The 18,188-nt window shown below is 59.2% G+C and carries 18 protein-coding genes; 2 read left to right on the forward strand and 16 right to left on the reverse strand.

Annotated features, from left to right (window positions below):
* Positions 1–71: 71 nt before the first annotated feature.
* The 6 genes from MLC59_RS18110 to MLC59_RS18135 form a co-directional block, all read right to left on the reverse strand.
* Positions 72–773, reverse strand: coding sequence for an ABC transporter ATP-binding protein (locus MLC59_RS18110; RefSeq protein WP_248236959.1), 702 nt, complete (start codon positions 771–773; stop codon positions 72–74).
* Between the two features lie 3 nt (positions 774–776).
* A complete protein-coding gene (gene livG, locus MLC59_RS18115; RefSeq protein ID WP_248236960.1) occupies positions 777–1,532 on the reverse strand; it encodes a high-affinity branched-chain amino acid ABC transporter ATP-binding protein LivG in 756 nt (251 codons plus the stop codon).
* A 3-nt stretch (positions 1,533–1,535) separates the two neighbouring features.
* Positions 1,536–2,807 carry a high-affinity branched-chain amino acid ABC transporter permease LivM gene (locus MLC59_RS18120; RefSeq protein WP_248236962.1) on the reverse strand — a complete coding sequence of 424 codons (1,272 nt, stop codon included), beginning with the start codon at positions 2,805–2,807 and terminating at the stop codon, positions 1,536–1,538.
* Positions 2,807–3,730, reverse strand: a complete 924-nt coding sequence (gene livH / locus MLC59_RS18125; protein WP_248236969.1) for a high-affinity branched-chain amino acid ABC transporter permease LivH — start codon at positions 3,728–3,730, stop codon at positions 2,807–2,809. Before livH ends, MLC59_RS18120 begins: the two co-directional genes overlap by 1 nt.
* 84 nt (positions 3,731–3,814) lie before the next feature.
* Positions 3,815–4,927: a branched-chain amino acid ABC transporter substrate-binding protein gene (locus MLC59_RS18130; protein WP_248236970.1), complete on the reverse strand. Its 1,113-nt coding sequence runs from the start codon at positions 4,925–4,927 to the stop codon at positions 3,815–3,817.
* A 298-nt stretch (positions 4,928–5,225) separates the two neighbouring features.
* Positions 5,226–6,197 (reverse strand): tetratricopeptide repeat protein, encoded by a 972-nt coding sequence (locus MLC59_RS18135; RefSeq protein WP_248236971.1) that lies wholly within the window; start codon positions 6,195–6,197, stop codon positions 5,226–5,228.
* Positions 6,198–6,389: 192 nt separating this feature from the next.
* On the opposite strand from MLC59_RS18135, the gene MLC59_RS18140 reads away from it, so the two are divergent.
* Positions 6,390–6,932: a MarR family winged helix-turn-helix transcriptional regulator gene (locus tag MLC59_RS18140; protein WP_248236973.1), complete on the forward strand. Its 543-nt coding sequence runs from the start codon at positions 6,390–6,392 to the stop codon at positions 6,930–6,932.
* A gap of 67 nt (positions 6,933–6,999) precedes the next feature.
* Here the strand turns inward: MLC59_RS18140 and MLC59_RS18145 are convergent, their stop codons facing one another.
* From MLC59_RS18145 to trhP, 8 genes are all read right to left on the reverse strand, one after another.
* A complete protein-coding gene (locus tag MLC59_RS18145; protein WP_248236974.1) occupies positions 7,000–7,458 on the reverse strand; it encodes a SufE family protein in 459 nt (152 codons plus the stop codon).
* Between the two features lie 74 nt (positions 7,459–7,532).
* Positions 7,533–8,075 (reverse strand): putative Fe-S cluster assembly protein SufT, encoded by a 543-nt coding sequence (sufT, locus tag MLC59_RS18150; RefSeq protein ID WP_248236975.1) that lies wholly within the window; start codon positions 8,073–8,075, stop codon positions 7,533–7,535.
* A 242-nt stretch (positions 8,076–8,317) separates the two neighbouring features.
* Complete coding sequence (locus MLC59_RS18155) at positions 8,318–8,671, reverse strand: HesB/IscA family protein (protein WP_248236976.1); 354 nt, start codon at positions 8,669–8,671, stop codon at positions 8,318–8,320.
* 13 nt (positions 8,672–8,684) lie between these two features.
* Positions 8,685–9,938: an aminotransferase class V-fold PLP-dependent enzyme gene (locus tag MLC59_RS18160; RefSeq protein ID WP_248236982.1), complete on the reverse strand. Its 1,254-nt coding sequence runs from the start codon at positions 9,936–9,938 to the stop codon at positions 8,685–8,687.
* A 6-nt stretch (positions 9,939–9,944) separates the two neighbouring features.
* Positions 9,945–11,228, reverse strand: a complete 1,284-nt coding sequence (gene sufD / locus MLC59_RS18165; protein ID WP_248236983.1) for a Fe-S cluster assembly protein SufD — start codon at positions 11,226–11,228, stop codon at positions 9,945–9,947.
* A 15-nt stretch (positions 11,229–11,243) separates the two neighbouring features.
* Positions 11,244–12,011, reverse strand: a complete 768-nt coding sequence (gene sufC, locus MLC59_RS18170; RefSeq protein WP_248236984.1) for a Fe-S cluster assembly ATPase SufC — start codon at positions 12,009–12,011, stop codon at positions 11,244–11,246.
* Positions 12,012–12,246: 235 nt separating this feature from the next.
* A complete protein-coding gene (gene sufB, locus MLC59_RS18175) occupies positions 12,247–13,695 on the reverse strand; it encodes a Fe-S cluster assembly protein SufB (RefSeq protein WP_248236986.1) in 1,449 nt (482 codons plus the stop codon).
* 381 nt (positions 13,696–14,076) lie between these two features.
* A complete protein-coding gene (gene trhP, locus MLC59_RS18180; RefSeq protein WP_248236988.1) occupies positions 14,077–15,387 on the reverse strand; it encodes a prephenate-dependent tRNA uridine(34) hydroxylase TrhP in 1,311 nt (436 codons plus the stop codon).
* Positions 15,388–15,546: 159 nt separating this feature from the next.
* On the opposite strand from trhP, the gene MLC59_RS18185 reads away from it, so the two are divergent.
* Entirely contained in the window at positions 15,547–16,053 is a 507-nt protein-coding gene (locus MLC59_RS18185) for a helix-turn-helix domain-containing protein (protein WP_417548291.1), read from the forward strand.
* A 144-nt stretch (positions 16,054–16,197) separates the two neighbouring features.
* Here MLC59_RS18185 and fabB read toward each other — a convergent pair whose 3' ends face one another.
* Together fabB and fabA are read right to left on the reverse strand one after the other, a co-directional pair.
* Positions 16,198–17,412, reverse strand: coding sequence for a beta-ketoacyl-ACP synthase I (gene fabB, locus MLC59_RS18190; RefSeq protein ID WP_248236989.1), 1,215 nt, complete (start codon positions 17,410–17,412; stop codon positions 16,198–16,200).
* A gap of 11 nt (positions 17,413–17,423) precedes the next feature.
* Positions 17,424–17,933, reverse strand: coding sequence for a bifunctional 3-hydroxydecanoyl-ACP dehydratase/trans-2-decenoyl-ACP isomerase (fabA, locus tag MLC59_RS18195; RefSeq protein WP_248236990.1), 510 nt, complete (start codon positions 17,931–17,933; stop codon positions 17,424–17,426).
* Positions 17,934–18,188 lie beyond the last annotated feature (255 nt).

Raw genomic sequence — 18,188 nt, forward strand, 5'->3', positions numbered from 1 at the left:
CCTTCGGACTGGCGCCTTGGCCAGAGGCCCCAGCGTCACGCAGTAGGTCAGCGAATTAACCAAACGGGACACTAGCCACCAAGGTAGGCAGCCCGAACGTCGGGGTTGGCCAGCAGGTTGTCACCGGTATCCTGCAGACGGATGCGACCGGTTTCCAGTACATAGCCACGGTCCGCCAGCTGCAACGCCTGGTGGGCATTCTGTTCCACCAGGAAGACGGTAATACCTTCCTCTCGCAGTTGGCCAATGATCTCGAAGATCTGTTTGATCACCAGCGGTGCCAGCCCCAGGGAGGGCTCATCCAGGATCATCAGCCGTGGCTTGCTCATCAACGCCCGCCCGATGGCCAGCATTTGCTGCTCGCCGCCGGACATGGTGCCTGCCCGCTGGTGTTCTCGCTCTTTCAGTCGGGGAAACAGGTCGTAGACATGGCGAATGCCCTGTTCGTTCTGCGACCGGCTGTTGAAAAAGCCGCCCATGTAGAGGTTTTCTTCCACCGTAAGCCCCGCAAACACCCGACGTCCTTCCGGGACGATAGCGATACCAGAACGCATGATCTCTGACGTGGGCAGGCGTGTGATATCCCGGCCTTCCAGCAGGACCCGGCCCGAACTGGCCTGGGGGGTGCCGCAGACCGTCATCAGCAGCGTGGTTTTACCCGCCCCGTTAGCGCCGATCAGGGACACGATCTCACCCTGGTTGACCTCTACAGAGACTCCGTGGAGTGCCTCGATCTTGCCGTAATGGGTATGGACATCTTCCAGTAACAGCATGGGTCAGGCTTCTCCCAGGTAGGCTTTGATGACGTCATCATTATTACGGACTTCGTCCGGCGTACCGGCGGCCAGTGGGCGGCCCTGACTGATCACATTGATGCGGTCAGAGATGTCCATGACCAGGCTCATATCGTGTTCGATCAGCACGACAGACACGTTGTAATCTTCCTTGAGGCTGATGATAAGCTGGTTAAGCTCCCGGGTCTCTGCCGGGTTCAGGCCGGCAGCAGGTTCATCCAGCATCAGTAGCCGAGGCTCAGTCACCATGCAGCGGGCGATTTCCAGGCGTCGTTGCTGGCCATAGGCCAGGTTGCCCGCATCCCGGTTGGCAAGTTCGAGCAGGCCAACCCGGTCCAGCCAGTAGGCTGCCCGGTCCAGGGCCTTCTTCTCCCGCGCCCGGTAGTTGGGGGTGGCCACGAGTCCCGAAAGAAGGTTGGTGTTGAGGTGGCGGTGTTGCGCCACCATCAGGTTCTCCACCACGGTCATGCGGTTGAATAACCGTACGTGCTGGAAGGTGCGTACCAGGCCCAGGCGCGAAATCCGGTAGTCCGGCTTGCCCTGGATCTCCTTACCGTTCAGCAGGATCTTGCCGCCGGTGGGGCGGTAGAAACCGCTCATACAGTTGAATACGGTGGTCTTGCCGGCACCGTTGGGGCCGATAATCGACACGATCTCGTGTTCCCGCACATCCAGGGAGACCTGGTCAACCGCCAGCAGGCCGCCGAATCGCATCGACAGGTTCTGTACTTCAAGCATCGATCAGGCTCCAGCCTTGAGTTTGATATGGCGCCGTCGCATGGGCATCAGACCCTGCGGGCGCCAGACCATCATCAGTACCATGGCAGCGCCGAAGATCAGCATGCGGTACTCGGAGAACTCCCGCGCCAGCTCCGGCAGGATGGTCACCGCAATGGCGGCGAGGATGACGCCGATCTGCGAGCCCATGCCCCCCAGCACGACAATCGCCAGGATGATGGCGGACTCCAGGAAGACGAACGACTCCGGACTGATAAAGCCCTGCTTGGAGGCAAACACGGTACCGGCAAAGCCGGCAAAGAATGCACCGATGGTAAAGGCCGAGAGCTTTACGCCGGTTCGGCTCAGCCCGAGGGACCGGGCCGCAATTTCGTCCTCCCGCAGCGCTTCCCAGGAGCGCCCCACAGGCATGCGCATCAACCGGCGGATAACAAAGGCGGTAATAACTGCCAGTACCAGCGCGATCAGGTACAGGAAAATGACCTTGTGTTCGCTCGCATAGGCGATACCAAAGGTTTCGTGGAAAGAGGTATTGCCTTCTTCCTTGACCCGGCGGCCAAACTCCATGCCGAACAGGGTCGGGTCCGGAATGCCGCCGATGCCGTTGGGCCCCCCGGTGACACTGGTCCAGTTGTTGAGCAGGATGCGAATAATTTCACCAAACCCAAGGGTAACAATGGCCAGGTAGTCCCCCCGCAGGCGCAGTACCGGGAAGCCAAGCACAAGACCAAACAGTGCGGCCAGCAGGGCGCCAATCGGCAATGCCATCCAGAAGGATATCCCCCAGTAGTTCGAGAGCAGGGCGAAGGTGTACGCGCCCACCGCATAGGAAGCCACGTACCCCAGGTCCAGCAAGCCAGCGAGGCCGACGACCACGTTCAGCCCCAGGGCAAGCATGATGTAGATCAGCACCAGCGTGGCCAGGTCTACCGCGCCCCGGGATACGAAGAATGGCCAGATCAGTGCAATGGCGATCAGCAGCACCAGCCCGATATTTTCCAGCCGCAGACGCTTCTCGTCGGGCAGGGGTTCGCGGTTGGCCAGCGGATTAAGGGCGGCAACCCCGGACAGGTTGCCCATGATGTGATCCCGGAATAGCTGGAAAGCAAAGACAATGGCTGCCGCCACGGCTACGGCGATCCAGGTAAAGCTGTCGGCGCCGGCGACCGTGATATTGGTACCCACGGCGGTCAGCTTCAGGCCCATGATAGGCCAGGCGATGATCAGGGTAATCACCGCACAGAACAGGGCGTGTCGGAAATTGTGTGCCACCATCAGATTTTCTCCACTTCCGGTTTGCCCAGAAGCCCGGTGGGCTTGAACAGCAGGATCAGGATCAGCAGGCTGAAGGAAATCACGTCCTTGTATTCACCGCTGAGGTAACCGGAGGTCATGGCCTCGGCAATGCCCAGGATCAGTCCTCCCAGCATGGCACCGGGAATGCTGCCAATGCCGCCGAGCACCGCTGCGGTAAACGCCTTGAGCCCGGCGATAAAGCCGAACAGCGGGTCCACGGAACCGTAGTACATACCCAGCAACAGGCCTGCCACGGCAGCCAGGGCGGCGCCGATCACGAAGGTGGCGGAGATAATCCGGTTGGTATCGATGCCCAGCAGGTTGGCCATGCCCAGGTCCTGGGAGACAGCCCGGCAGGCCCGCCCGATGCGGGACCGGGAAATGAACAGGGAGAGGGCACTCATGCAGATAAAGGTCGTGACGAAGATGGTGATCTGGATCCAGGAAATAGACAGCTGGAAGCTCTCGTCACCGCCGAACTGGAAACCACCCTCGATCAGGGCCGGGAAGCCAATATTGCGGGAACCCTGGGACAGGTGTACGTAGTTCTGCAGGAAAATGGACATGCCGATGGCCGAAATCAGCGGAATCAGCCGGTGCCGGCCCCGGACCGGCCGGTAAGCCACCCGTTCCACCGCCCAGCCCATGGAACTTGACACGATCACCGCGCAGATCAGGGCAATCAGCAATACCAGTGGCAGCCAGGCGATACCGAGGGTCGCCAGGCCGGTAATGGCGATAAGCGCTGTGTAGGCGCCGATCATGTAGATTTCGCCATGGGCGAAGTTGATCATGCCGATGATGCCGTAAACCATGGTGTAGCCAATGGCAATCAGGGCATAGGTGCTGCCGATGGTCAGTCCGTTGATCAGCTGCTGACAGAAATAAAGCAGGTCTTGCATGGAAGGTGTTCTCCGTCAACCTGACCTCATGAACGCCCCGGCAGCCAGGGTGACTGTCGGGGCAGGGTTCAGCAAAGGTACGGGTTAGTTGACGGGGGTCTTGCTGCCGTCGGCGTGCCATTCGTAGACCACGAACTCGAAGGATTCCATATCCCCCTTCTCGTCGTAGCTGACGGTGCCGATGGGCGTCTCGAAGCTGCCTTCGCGCAGGGCGTCAGCCACATCGAAGGGGTCGGTGGAACCGGCCTGCTCGATGCCGTCAGCAATCAGTTGCACGGCCGTGTAGGAGGTCAACACGAACGGTCCGGAGGGGTCTTCGCCTTTTTCGTTGAAGGCCTTGACCAGCTCCTGGTTCTCTTCTTTCTCGTCGAAACTGGGCGGCAGCGTAACCAGCAGGCCTTCGGCAGCGTCACCGGCTATGGTGTTGATGTCGCTGTTGCCGACCCCTTCCGGGCCCATGAATACGGCATCCAGGTCAGCCTGGCGGGCCTGGCGCAGAATAAGGCCGAGCTCCGGGTGATAGCCGCCGTAGTAGACGTAGTCGACGTCGGCTTGCTTGAGTTTGGTAACCAGTGATGAGAAGTCCTTGTCTCCGGCAGTAATCCCTTCAAACATCACCACGTTTACACCCGACTCCTTGAGTGTATCCCGGACGGCGGTGGCAATGCCTTCACCATATTGTTGCTTGTCGTGGACCACGGCGACCCGTTGGGGATCAAGGCTGACCAGGTGATTCCCGGCGACCGGGCCCTGCATGCTGTCCAGGCCAATGGTGCGGAACACCAGTTCATAGCCTCGCTCGGTGATGCCCGGGCTCGTGGAGGCCGGGGTGATCATCAGGATACCTTCGTCCTCGTAGATGTCTGACGCCGGCTGGGTGGAGCTGGAGCAAAGGTGGCCAACAACGAAGCTGACGCCCTCATTGACCAGCCGGTTGGCAACGGTGACAGCCTGTTTCGGATCACAGACATCGTCTACTTCTACGGCTTCGAGCATTTCGCCATCAACCCCGCCACTGGCGTTGATCCGTTCGATAGCCATGCGAGCACCGGAAAACTGCATGTCACCGTATTGCGCGACCGGCCCGGTCATGGGGCCGGCGATCCCGATTCGGATTTCGGCAACCGCCGAGGCGGGGAGGGTGATCGCCGCGGAAACGCCTGCAGCCAGTGCGAGTTTGGTAAATTTCTTGGTCATTGGAAGCTCCTGCCTTTTCTCATTTTTTTCATTGACAACGAACTCAACAAACACCACAGCTCGCAACCTGTCAAGCGAGGGAAGCCGGGCAGGTGCTTGTGTATGGTTGGATCCTGCCCCTTGTCACAGCTATTTGTGGCGTATCGTTCAGCCTAAACGGATAGTAGATTATGTGATATTCGCAACCAGGTTTCGAGTTGTTCCGTTACCTGCCAGGGGAATCAGCACGACGCGAAAAGTGGCCGCTGTCATGGCAGCATCAAGCAAGGTGCGGGCCAGGTAACGACTCAATGAGCGGTTAGGAAGGTTCCTGGGGGGACTCCTGGTCCGGATCTGTCTCTTCGGGATAGATCAGGTCCCGGAAGGCCTGGTGTTCCTGAAGGCGAGCAAAGCTGGGGTCCACTGAGGCATCATCCCGGTAGGCATCCGAAATTTCGATGGCCTTGGCCAGGTTGGCCACGGCGTCGTCCCAGCGCCCGATCTCTGCGTAGGCGCAGGCCAGCTGATAGTGGGCGTGGCCATTTTCGGGGGCCAGCTTCAGTGCTCGCTGGCACAGGCTGATTGCCCACAGGGGTTCCTGCATTTCCAGTACTGCGTCGGCCTTGAAACTGAGTGCTTCTACATCGTCCGGGCGAAGGTCGAGGATGCTGTCATAGGCAGAAATCTTGTTTTGCTGGGAGGTTTCCTGGCTGGCTTTCAGCCAAAGGGAATGCACTTCATTGGTGCGCTCGATCTCGGCCTGGTTCTGGTGAATGATATCCGACTTCTGTTGCAGCTGCTCCTCAATGGCCTTGAGGCGGGTTTCGTATTCCACCACCAGTTCGTTGACACGCTTTTCCGCCAGGCTGGTGAGCTGGTTGCGCATGTCACGGATGGAGTTCCAGCCTATAACCACCAGGATCGAGGTGGCGCCGGCGATAAGGTAGAAAAAGTAGGTCACTGTGTCAGTGGCATAGGACATGGTCTTGTCCGCCACCGAGAGTTCCTTGTCCACGACTTTTTCGATCAGTTCGGCCCGGGTATTCTGCATTTCGGTGCGCAGGGCCTTGGTTTCTTCCAGCAGGTACAGCTCCACGAAGGGCGTGTACATGGCTTCGTCCAGCTCGGGAATTCTTTCTTCCACGTCCTGTGCGGTAGGGCCAGTATCCTGGTCGTCTGCGGGCTGGGCTGTCAGCTTCAGCGGTATCAGTACCAGGGCCAGCAGGCTGGCGCAGAGCAGGGCATTACGGGAGGTGCGCGAAAAATTTGGCAGGGACAGTAACTGAAACATCGTGATTCCTGTAGTCGGCTGGCGGCCCGCCCGGGCCCGACGATTTGACGAGACCATAGCATAACCGGCCTGCAACTGTCCGGTTCCCTGTACTTCATAGCCGGTGCGCCGATAAGGGGCAACCCCGACTTGCATTTCGCGGCGTAAAGACCTCTAATAGTTAGTGGTATAAATAAATGGTAATGGCGAAACATGTCCAATCTGAACGAGCGTCATAGCGGCCAGAAAGACCAGGCCGACAGTAAAAGCTATGAGCAGGTACTGGTGGCTCTGCGGCGGGTCATTCGCGCCACGGATCTTCACTCAAAGCGCCTGAGCAAGCACGCGGGCCTGACCGGCCCTCAGTTGCTGATCATGCGTACTATCCGGGATCTGGGTGAAGTCACCATCGGCACCATTGCCGACCATGTGAGCCTGAGCCAGGCCACGGTAACCACCATCCTTGATCGCCTGGAGCACCGTAACCTGGTGTACCGGGTTCGCAGTACCCGGGACAAGCGCAAGGTACATGCGCACCTGACGGAGGATGGTGCGGAGCTGCTGGCGCGGGCACCGTTGCCCCTGCAGGACAACTTTATCCGCAAGTTCCAGAACCTGGACCAGTGGGAGCAGAGTATGATTGTGGCCTCCCTGCAGCGGGTGGCCAACATGATGGACGCGGACGATATTGACGCGTCGCCTGTGCTGGATGTGGGCTCGGTACTGCGGGAAGACGGCTGGAAAGGAAAGGGTTAGCAGCGGGCAGTCGTCAGCGGCGGGACCTTGGTGCGGCAACGCAGAGCCGCCGCGCCAGGTGCCTGGATCAGGCTGCCTGCCGCGCCGCGATATCCCGGATTTTCCCAACCATGGCCCTGAGGCCGTTGCCCCGGGTCGGGGAAATGTGCCGGAACAGATCCAGTTGCTCGAACAGTTCATCGACGTCCGTGGTCAGCAGGTCCCGGGGCGCCTTGCCGTTCAGCGCCACCAGGATAATCGCCGCCAGCCCCCGCACGATCATGGCATCGGAATCAATCAGCAGGTAGAGCCTGCCGCTGTCTTCATCGAAGTGATCGATCAGCCACACCTGGCTCTGGCAGCCATGCACATAGTTTTCCTCTATCCGTTCATCGTCCGGAAAGGCCGGCAGTTGTTTGCTAAGGTCGATGATATAGGCGTAACGCTCCTCCCAGTCGTCCAGAAGCTCGAAGGCATCGAGTACATCGTCGAGGGTGGTTTCACTGCCCAGGGGGTTGTCGAGGAATTGCTGTTTGCTGGCGGTCATAGGTCTGCCGTGCTGGTTCGCGATTCAGAAGGCTGCTTGCTTCAGGTCTCTCAGGCGCAAGGATAGCGTGTCTGTCAGAGCATGCCCAGTTCGAGCTTGGCTTCGTCGGTGAGCATTTCGCTGTTCCAGGGCGGGTCGAAGGTCAGCTCCACGGTTACCTTGTCCACGTTGGGCACATGTTCAACCTTGCGCTTCACATCGTCGGTGATGACGGGGCCCATGCCGCAACCAGCGGCAGTAAGGGTCATCAGGATGTGGATGTGGTTGCCGTCAGCGGTGTCGTTTTCGATGGTGCAGTTGTAGATCAGCCCAAGGTCCACCACGTTTACGGGAATCTCCGGGTCGTAACAGTTGCGCAGGGCTTCCCAGACCTGGTTCTCGTTGACCGTGCCGTCAGCCCGGGTTTCGAAGCTGCTCTCCAGGGGCTGCTTGCCAAGGGCATCGGCATCATGCCCTTCGATACGGGCCAGGTTGCCGTTCACCGCCACGGTAAAGCTGCCGCCCAGCGACTGTGTGATGGTGACAAAAGTATCCGACGGAATCATGATTTCGGTGCCGGAGGGAACCAGGCGGGCTTCCACCTCGCGCTTGGTCAGGACCACTTCCCGTTCTTGCATGCTGAATCAGCCTTCTCTAAAGCTCTCTTTTTTGCCACGGAATCCACGGAAAAACACGGAAAGAAAAATGAAAGGATTTTTTAGCCACTAGATCCACGAAAAGACACGAAAAAATGACAGGTTAAATTCAAAAAGTCTTTTTCTTTAATTTCGTGTTCTTTCGTGGTTTTAGTGGCAAAAAACGTCTTTATCTTTTGCTCTTTCCGTGTTTTTTCTGTGGATTCCGTGGCTAATAAAACTTGTTAAGTCACCGTAAAACTCTCACCACAACCACACTCGGCGGTGGCATTGGGGTTACGGAACTCGAACATGGAATTCACGCCCTGGGTGACAAAGTCGATCTCGGTGCCGTTGACCATGGGCAGGTGTTCTTTTTTCACATAGATGTTCACGCCATCCACGGTATACACCTCGTCATCCGCCGAGACTTCGTCCACCCACTGGGTTTCATACTTGAAGCCGGAGCAGCCGCTTTTCCTGATGCACAGGCGAATGCCCCTGGCATCCGGCTTTTTCTCCAGTTGTTTGCGTACATGTCTGACCGCACTTGGGGTCATGGTGACGCCCACAGTGGGAGTGAAGGTTTCGGCTGTCATTGTTCCACCTCCATCAGGCAAACAGGCGCTGGATTTTCTGAAGGCCAGTGAATAACTGGTCCACTTCTTCCAGCGTATTGTAGAACGCAAAGGACGCCCGGGCGGTGCCCGGTACGCCGTAGAAATCCATCAGCGGCATGGCACAGTGGTGGCCGGTGCGGATGGCGATGCCCTGCTGGTCCAGTAGGGTACCTATATCACTGGGGTGCAGGCCATCGATTTTAAAGGACAGCACCGGTACTTTCCGCTGCGCGGTTCCGATAATGCTCATCCCCGGTACGGTCTCCACCAGCGCATTGGCCCGTTCCAGCAACGCATTTTCAGCGGCTTCCATGGCAGGCCGGTCAAAGCCGTCAAGGTAGTCGATGGCGGCTGCCAGTCCTACGGCCTCGGCGATCGCCGGTGTACCCGCCTCGAACTTGTAGGGCAGGGTGTTCCAGGTGGTGCGCTCAAACGACACCCGCTCGATCATCTCTCCGCCGCCCTGGTAGGGTGGTATTTCCTCGAGCAGCTGCTCCTTGCCGTACAGCACGCCGATACCCGTGGGGCCAAACACCTTGTGGGATGAGAAGGCGTAGAAATCGCAGCCCAGGGCCTGGACGTCCGGCTGGAAGTGGGGCACCGCCTGGGCGCCGTCTACCACCGTGATCACGCCCCGGGCCTTGGCCTGTTCAATCAGCGGGGCCACCGGGTTCACGGTGCCCAGCACGTTGGACACATGGGTAATGGCCAGCACCCGGGTGCGGTCGCCCAGCAGACTATTGAAGGAGTCCAGGTCCAGCTCGCCGTCCGGAGTGACCTGTACGGGTACCACCTTCGCGCCGGTACGCTCGGCAACCATTTGCCAGGGCACGATATTGGCGTGGTGCTCCATCTGGCTCACCAGGATTTCGTCGCCCGCTTTCAGGCGCGGCGCCAGGCCATTGGCCACCAGGTTAATGGCCTCGGTGGTGCCCCGGGTCCAGATGATCTGGCGGGTGCTCTCGGCATTCAGGAAGCCCCGGACCGTCTCCCGGGCACCCTCGAAGGCAGTGGTGGCACGGTCGCCGAGGGTATGGGCACCCCGGTGAACGTTGGAGTGCATCTCACGGTAATACCGGTCCATGGCATCCAGGACCGCCTGGGGCTTCTGGGCCGAGGCGCCATTGTCCAGGTACACCAGCGGCTTGCCGTTTACCTGCTGGGACAGTATCGGGAAGTCCCGACGGGCAGCGGCAACGTCAAAGCCGGAGGTTGGTGCAGTCTTGGCCACGGAAAGATCGGTCATACCGGATCAGGCCTCCTCAAAGGTATCGTCAAAGAACCGGTTCAGGCGCTCGTTGGCGCTGTCGCGAACCTGCTCCACCGGAATCTGGGTAACCAGCTCGTTGATAAACGCCATGGTCAGCAGGACATTGGCTTCCCGGCGGGAAATGCCCCGGGACACCAGGTAGAACAGGGACTGCTCGTCCAGCTGGCCGATGGTGGCGCCGTGGGCGCACTTCACGTCGTCGGCGTAGATCTCCAGCTCCGGCTTGGTGTCAATCTCCGCACCGGTGGAGAGCAGCAGGTTCTTGTTGTTCATGTCCGCGTTGGACTTCTGGGCGTCCTGGTGGATATGAATACGACCATTGAACACGGCGTGGGACTCGTCCGCTGCGATGTTGCGGTAGGTCTCCTCGCTGTTGCAGTTGGCCGCTATATGGTCAATGCAGGTGTGGTTGTCGTAGTGCTGCTTGTCCTGGGTTACCACCACGCCGTTGAGTTTACACTCGGCGCCTTCACCTTCCAGCCGCAGTTGCAGGTCATGGCGACGCAGCGGGCCGCCGAAACCGACGCAATGGCTCTCGAAACGGGAACTGCGCTGCTGGCGGACACCGGTGGCACCGATGTGCTGTACGTTCTGGTCCTCGGCGGTCAGGCGGATACTGGTGACCTGTGCGCCATCAGCCACCATGAACTCGGTGACGGTATCGACCATCACCGGCTGATCGCCACTGGACAGATATTCTTCCACCAGGGTCAGCTGACTGTGTCTGCCGGCATCCACGTAGATGCGGGGGAAGGCAGAACCACTGGCGGTAGCGGTGACTTCGTGAACCACGAACAAGGGCTCGGCCAGAACCGCATCCGGCTTCAGGGTGATCAGCAGGCCGTCCTCGAAGCGGGCCGTGTTCAGCCTCGCCATCTGGGTGGCGTTGGCGTCGAGCGTGTTGTCCAGTCGTTCGGCAAGGGCGGACGCTTCGTCATCGGAGAGATCGGCAAACCGCTGAACCGTCAGGCCGTCAACCTGGGGCAGGCGGCTGGCCTGCGGGTCAATCACACCATTGCGAAAGACTACCCGGTAGCCGTCTTCGGCCGCCGATGTCGTCGCACTGCCAGCCGGCAGGTTCGTTGCCAGTTCATCGGAAAGCTTCAGGTGCTTGCTGGAGTATTTCCAGTTCTCTGTCTTGCGCGTTGGCAGCGGCATGTCCACCAGGGCCGTACCGCGCTGCTCGCGCAGACGCAGCAGCGGACCGGGCAGGGCGTTGCCTGCCGGTTGGAGAAAGGCGCTGGAAAGTGTTGGTGCTGGTTTCATTCCACGACCTCCCGATCAGTTGGCGGCTGCTGCTTCGTCTTCTTTGATGCCCAGCCAGCCATAGCCGCGCTCCTCCAGCTCCAGCGCCAGCTCACGGCCACCGGACTTGATGATACGGCCACCGGCCAGTACGTGAACGTAGTCGGGCACAATGTGGTTCAACAGGCGCTGGTAGTGGGTCACCATCAGAATGGCCCGGTCTTCTGCCCGCAGCGCATTCACGCCGTCGGACACAACCTTCAGGGCGTCGATGTCCAGGCCGGAATCCGTCTCATCGAGAATCGCCAGCTTCGGCTGCAGCAGCAGCGCCTGCAGGATCTCGTTACGCTTCTTCTCGCCGCCTGAGAAGCCCTCGTTAACCCCACGCTTGAGGAACGCCGGGTCCAGGTCCACCTGCTTCGAGACTTCCTTCGCCAGCTTCATGAACTCGGCTGCGTTCATCTCCGGCTCACCCCGGTGAGTCCGCATGGCGTTAACAGCGGTCCGCAGAAACTGCAGGTTGCTGACCCCGGGAATCTCCACCGGGTACTGGAACGCCAGGAAAATACCTTCGCGGGCACGCTCCTCGGTTTCCAGCTCCAGCAGGTTCTCACCGTTGAGGGTCACTTCCCCTTCGGTCACCTCAAATGCCTCGTTACCCGCCAGCACCTGGGACAGGGTACTCTTGCCGGACCCGTTCGGTCCCATAATGGCGTGTACCTCACCGGCCTTGATCTCCAGGTTAATGCCCTTGAGGATCTCTTTCCCCTCGACGGAAGCGTGCAGGTTCTTGATGCTCAGCATTTGTCGGATTCTCTCTAGTCAAAACGTTCGAAATTCAATGAGTCTGTCCCGGTTCACCAAGTCTTGAGCAGGCCATACGCAGGTCCGGGGACAGGGGGCGGGTAGGGTTTTCCGGGACCTTCAAAAACATGGACGTTTTTGAAGAGCCTCCACGGACGGATCCACGGCGTGTCCCGGAAAACCCTACCCGCCCGCTGGCCTTCCACCAAGGCCAGCGGACAATAATTCAAAAAGGTCAGCCAACAGACCCCTCAAGGCTGACCTCAAGCAACTTGCCAGCCTCAACCGCAAACTCCATCGGCAGCTCCTTGAACACTTCCTTACAGAAGCCGTTCACAATCATGGAAACCGCCTGCTCCGGATCAATCCCCCGCTGCCGGCACAGGAACATCTGCTCGTCACTCACCTTTGAGGTGGTGGCCTCATGCTCCACAATGGCCGACTTGTTGCGGCTCTCGATGTACGGGAAGGTATGGGCCCCACAGCGATCACCGATCAGCAGCGAATCACACTGGGTAAAGTTACGGGCGTTCTCCGCGCCGGGCTGGAACTTCACCAGGCCCCGGTAAGCGTTGGAACTGCGACCAGCAGAAATACCCTTGGAAATAATCGTACTGGTCGTATTCTTGCCCAGGTGAATCATCTTGGTGCCGGTATCCGCCTGCTGGTAATTATGGGTCAGCGCCACGGAATAGAACTCACCAACACTGTTGTCACCCTTCAGGATGCAGCTCGGATACTTCCAGGTCACTGCAGAGCCGGTTTCCACCTGGGTCCAGGAAATCTTCGAATTCCGGCCCTGGCAGGCGCCCCGCTTGGTCACAAAGTTATAGATACCACCTTTGCCATGCTCGTCACCGGGGTACCAGTTCTGCACGGTTGAATACTTGATCTGGGCATCGTCCAGCGCGACCAGCTCGACCACTGCAGCGTGGAGCTGATTCTCGTCCCGCATGGGTGCTGTACAGCCTTCAAGGTAACTGACATAACTGCCAGCGTCGGCAACGATCAGCGTGCGTTCGAACTGGCCGGTGTTGGCCGCGTTGATGCGGAAGTAAGTGGACAGCTCCAGTGGGCAGCGAACGCCTTTCGGAATATAGACAAAGGAACCGTCGGAGAAGACTGCGGAGTTTAGGGCAGCAAAGAAATTGTCACCGGCCGGAACCACCGAACCGAGATATTTCTCCACCAGCTCCGGATACTTCTGAACTGCCTCGGAAATCGGGCAGAAGATCACGCCCGCCTCGGCCAGTTGCTCCTTGAAGGTCGTGCCAATGGATACGGAATCAAAAACCGCGTCCACCGCCACGCCAGCGAGCTTTTCCCGCTCATGCAGGGGAATACCCAGCTTCTCATAGGTGCGCAACAGCTCGGGGTCAACCTCGTCCAGGGACTGGGGCATGTCCTCTTTTTTCTTGGGCGCGGAATAGTAGGAAATCGAGTTGTAGTCGATGCGCGGATAATCCACGTGGGCCCAGGTGGGGTCATCCATCTCCAGCCAGCGACGATAGGCCTTCAGGCGCCATTCGAGCATGAACTCCGGCTCCTGCTTGATCTTCGACAGGCGGCGGATGACATCTTCGTTCAGCCCGGGCTCGAACGTATCGGCTTCGATTTCAGTCACAAAGCCGTGCTCGTATTCCCGTTTGATCAGCTCTTTCACCTCTTTGTCGGTGGTCGCCATGATCGTCGCTCCGTAATTCTCTCATCGTGGGCCTTGGGGCCCTTATGTGTTGCCTGCAACCGGAAGCTCGTGGAATCGGCTACCGGGAGGCCTGTGCGTCTTTGCTGATTGTTGCAGTGGTCGCTCGTCCGATGAGTACGCCCTGCAATCGCTTGTTGGATGACTGACTGTCGCCTTGTCGGCCACAGTGTCAGGATGAGGCAGCCCTGCTGGTTCTGATGACCGATTGTACAATATCAGAGTATTTTAGTCAGGTATTATTTCGTGACTGGCTGGATTATACCCTAAACCCCTGTCCGGGCACTAAGGCCGCGGTTATCAGGGCGATAGCCAGGTGCTTGCAGGACCTGGCAGTGACAGCTCTCTCGGTTCTTGCGGATTCTACGGACGGTCTACCCGGGTCAGGTAGGCATGGTCGAGATGATCGGGCAGGGGTGCTGCCACCGGAATCCGGACCCGGTAACCGCTACCGGGGGCGCGCTCCAGGGGCTGGCCTTCGGCGGTCTCCATCCGGTCGGTGGTGAAGCGCAGGTTGCCGGCAGGGGTGAGCAGCTCAAGCAGGTCTCCCGGGCGGAACTGGTTTTTTACCTCCACGGTCAGCCACTGGCCGTCACGGGCACTGATGGTGCCCACCACCTGCTGGGTGCCCAGGTAGGACGAACCCTGTTCATAGGTCTGGTACTCCTGGGGCACATGGCGACGCAGGAACCCCTCGGTATAGCCCCGGTTCGAAAGGGCTTCCAGCTCATCCATCATCGCCATGTCGAACGGCTTGCCGGCAACCGCCTCATCAATGGCCCTACGGTACACCCCGGTGGTGCGCGCCACGTAGTAGGTACTCTTGGTGCGCCCTTCGAGCTTCAGGGAGTGGATCCCCATCCTGACCAGCTCGGCCACGTGTTGCACGGCGCGCAGGTCCTTCGAGTTCATGATGTAAGTGCCGTGCTCGTCCTCGTAGGCGGGAATGAATCCGCCTGGTCGGTTGGGTTCTTCGAGCAGGATTTCTTTCGGCTCGACTTGCTCAACACGATCGGCGGATGTGGCAATCAGGTCCCCGGTCTGGTCATGCCCGTGCTGTACTGGCTTGTAGTTCCAGCGGCAGGCGTTGGTGCAGGCGCCCTGGTTGGCGTCACGGTGATTCATGTAGCCGGACAGCAGGCAGCGGCCCGAGTAGGCCATGCATAGCGCGCCGTGAACGAAGACTTCCAGCTCCATGGCTGGTACCTGCTCGCGAATCTCGCGGATTTCGTCCAGTGCCAGCTCACGGGAGAGAATGACCCGGCTGATCCCCTGTCGCCGCCAGAACTCCACCGTCGCCCAGTTTACCGCGTTGGCCTGGACCGACAGGTGAATGGGCTGGTCCGGCCAGCGCTCCCGCACCAGCATGATCAGCCCCGGGTCGGACATGATCAGCGCGTCCGGCCGAAGCTCGATCACCGGCTCCAGGTCCCGCAGGTAAGAACGTACCTTGTTGTTATGGGGCGAAATATTGGATACCAGGTAGAACTGCTTCCCCTGGCGGTGGGTCTCTTGAATACCCTGGGCCAGGGCTGTTACGTCCTTGAAACTGTTGTTGCGCACCCTGAGTGAATAGCGCGGCTGGCCGGCGTAGACGGCGTCGGCGCCATAGGCAAGGGCAACGCGGAGATGGTCAAGGGTGCCTGCGGGGGCAAGGAGCTCTGGCTGGTGCATGGACTGAAATTTCCGGGATTCTGCAGATGGGCGTGCAGTTTGCCGCAGGGACGGGGGCGATGCATTGACGCGACTCAATGTTCATTCTCACAATTTTGAGCTAACATCTGTACGCTCAAAAATGTCAGTTACTCACAGAAGAAGAGGGGTTTCCAGCTCATGAAATCGGATGCTTTGGGGACGTTGGTGGTCGCCATGGTTCAGTTTCTTCAGTCGTCAGGCTTCTCACGGGGGGAGCTTGCCCGCTATGCGGGGTTGTCGGCGGATGAGCTGGAGGAGCCCGAGTCCCGGCTGTCACCCTCACAGATGCAACGCTTGTGGCAACTGATTCAGACGCGGATTTTGCCGTCGATTACGTTCAGCCGGCAGGTGCGTCCGCTGATTGCGCGGCACCTGGCCCGGGGCAAGGTGAAGGTGGAAGCGGTAGCGGCGGAGCTGAATATGAGCCGGCACACGCTCTACAAGAAGCTCAAAGAAGAGAACCTGACGTTTGCTGGCCTGCTGGAGGATGTGCGGCGGGAGCAGGCCCTGAAGTATATGAATGACCGTGACCGGACTTTGTCGGAGGTGGCGGAGTTGCTCGGCTTTTCGGAACTGAGTGCATTCAGTCGGGCATTCAAGCGCTGGATGGGGAAGTCGCCTGCCGAGTTTCGGGCGGCCTGCTGACCTGGCGGGCTGGCTATGCGGTGGGGTGGCTTTCTCCGCTGCAATTCACGGTACGTCCCTGTACCGGCCTTGCACCGCACCATCCATGGCGCTGCTGCGAAAGCCACCCCACCACATAGCCGATTCGGCTTATCGGGGAGCCGCTCAGCCCTGATACTTCTTGAACACCAGGGAAGCGTTAGTGCCGCCGAAGCCAAAGCTGTTACTCATCACCAGCGGAATCTCGGTGTTCTGGACCTCGCGGACGATGGGGTAACCCTCCGCGCCTTCATCCAGTTCCTCGATGTTGGCAGACGGGGTGATGAAGTTGTTCTGCTGCATCAGCAGGCTGTAGATCGCCTCGTGCACACCAGCAGCACCCAGGGCGTGACCGGTCAGGGGCTTGGTGGAGCCCAGAGCCGGGATCTTGTCGCCGAACACGTTCTTCACGGCCTTCAACTCGGTAATATCGCCAGCCGGGGTGGAGGTGCCGTGGGTGTTGATGTAGGAAATCTCGCCATCCACGTTCTTCAGGGCCTGCTGCATGCAGCGAACTGCGCCTTCGCCGCTCGGGGCGACCATGTCAGCGCCGTCGGAGGTGGCGCCGAAGCCCACCAGTTCGGCGATGATGTTGGCGCCGCGGGCCTTGGCGTGCTCCAGTTCTTCCAGCACCACCACACCGCCGCCGCCGGAGATCACGAAACCGTCGCGATTGGCGTCGTAGGTACGGGAGGCCTTTTCCGGGGTGTCGTTGTACTTGGTGGACAACGCGCCCATGGCATCGAACAGCAGGCTCAGGCTCCAGTGAACGTCGTCACCGCCGCCGGCGAACATCACGTCCTGGCGGCCCATCGCGATCAGGTCAGCGGAGTGACCGATACAGTGGGCGCTGGTGGCACAGGCCGAGGTGATGCTGTAGTTGACACCAGTGATACCGAAAGCCGTGGACAGGGAGGCGTTGATGGCGCTACCCATGGTGCGGGGTACCCGGTAGGGGCCCACGCGGCGGATACCCTTCTCGCGGTGGGTATCGATGGAGTCCATCAATTCCAGGGTGGACGCACCGCCAGTGCCCATGATGATGCCCGTGTTGTTGTCACGGATCTGTTCATCGCTCAGGCCGGATTGCTCGATGGCCTCTTTCATGGCCAGGTAGGCGTAGGCCGAAGCCGGGCACATGAAGCGCAGCAGTTTGCGGTCGATCAGCGACTTGTAGTCGATGTCGATGTTGCCGCAAATGTGGCTGCGCAGGCCGTTGTCTGCGGCTTCCTGGCTGAAGTGAATGCCGGATTTTACTTCCCGCAGGGAATTGGTGACTTCTTCTTTGTTGTTACCGAGGCTGGAAACAATGCCCATTCCGGTAATGACAACTCGACGCATGGTCCGGGCTCCTAAAAATCGTCTGTTGAGGTGAACAGGCCAACCCGCAGGTCCTTGGCGGTGTAAATCTCACGACCGTCGACTTCCATGCGGGCATCGGCAATTGCCATGGTCAGTTTGCGTTTGACCATCCGTTTGATATCAAGATGATACCGGACCAGCTTGTTCTCTGGCAGCACCTGGCCAAAGAATTTGACCTCACCGGCACCCAGTGCCCGGCCCTTGCCCTGACCGCCGGACCAGGCGAGGAAAAAGCCAACCAGCTGCCACATGGCATCAAGCCCGAGGCACCCGGGCATTACCGGGTCACCGTCAAAGTGAACCTTGAAGAACCACAGGTCCGGATTGATATCGAGTTCGGCAACGAGGCTGCCCTTGCCATAGGCGCCGTCGCTGTCGTTGATATGGGTGATACGATCTACCATCAACATTTCGTCAATGGGCAGGCGCATGTCCCCTTCGAACAGGCGGCCGTGGCCACATTCGATCAGGTCGGCTTTATCAAAATGGTCTGGCTTCATGAGTGCGGGTGTTTCCGTTTCTGACTGTAACCGACACTTTACCGGTTACACAGGAAAAATCTATTGACCGATGGTTGTAGTTTTTTGACTGTTGGTTGCCAGGATGGCGCTCAGGGCCCGTGGTTACAGGCCCTGAGCCGGGTTGGTGGGGTTGAAAGGAAATTTTGCCGAGGCTTCTCTAGTGTCCTTTAACAAAAGTTCGTCGAATAAATTTTAGTTTAAGGTTATAATTGCAGAAAGCATTGACGGAGCTAC

Source organism: Marinobacter bryozoorum (assembly GCF_023156245.1).
Lineage (GTDB): Bacteria > Pseudomonadota > Gammaproteobacteria > Pseudomonadales > Oleiphilaceae > Marinobacter > Marinobacter bryozoorum.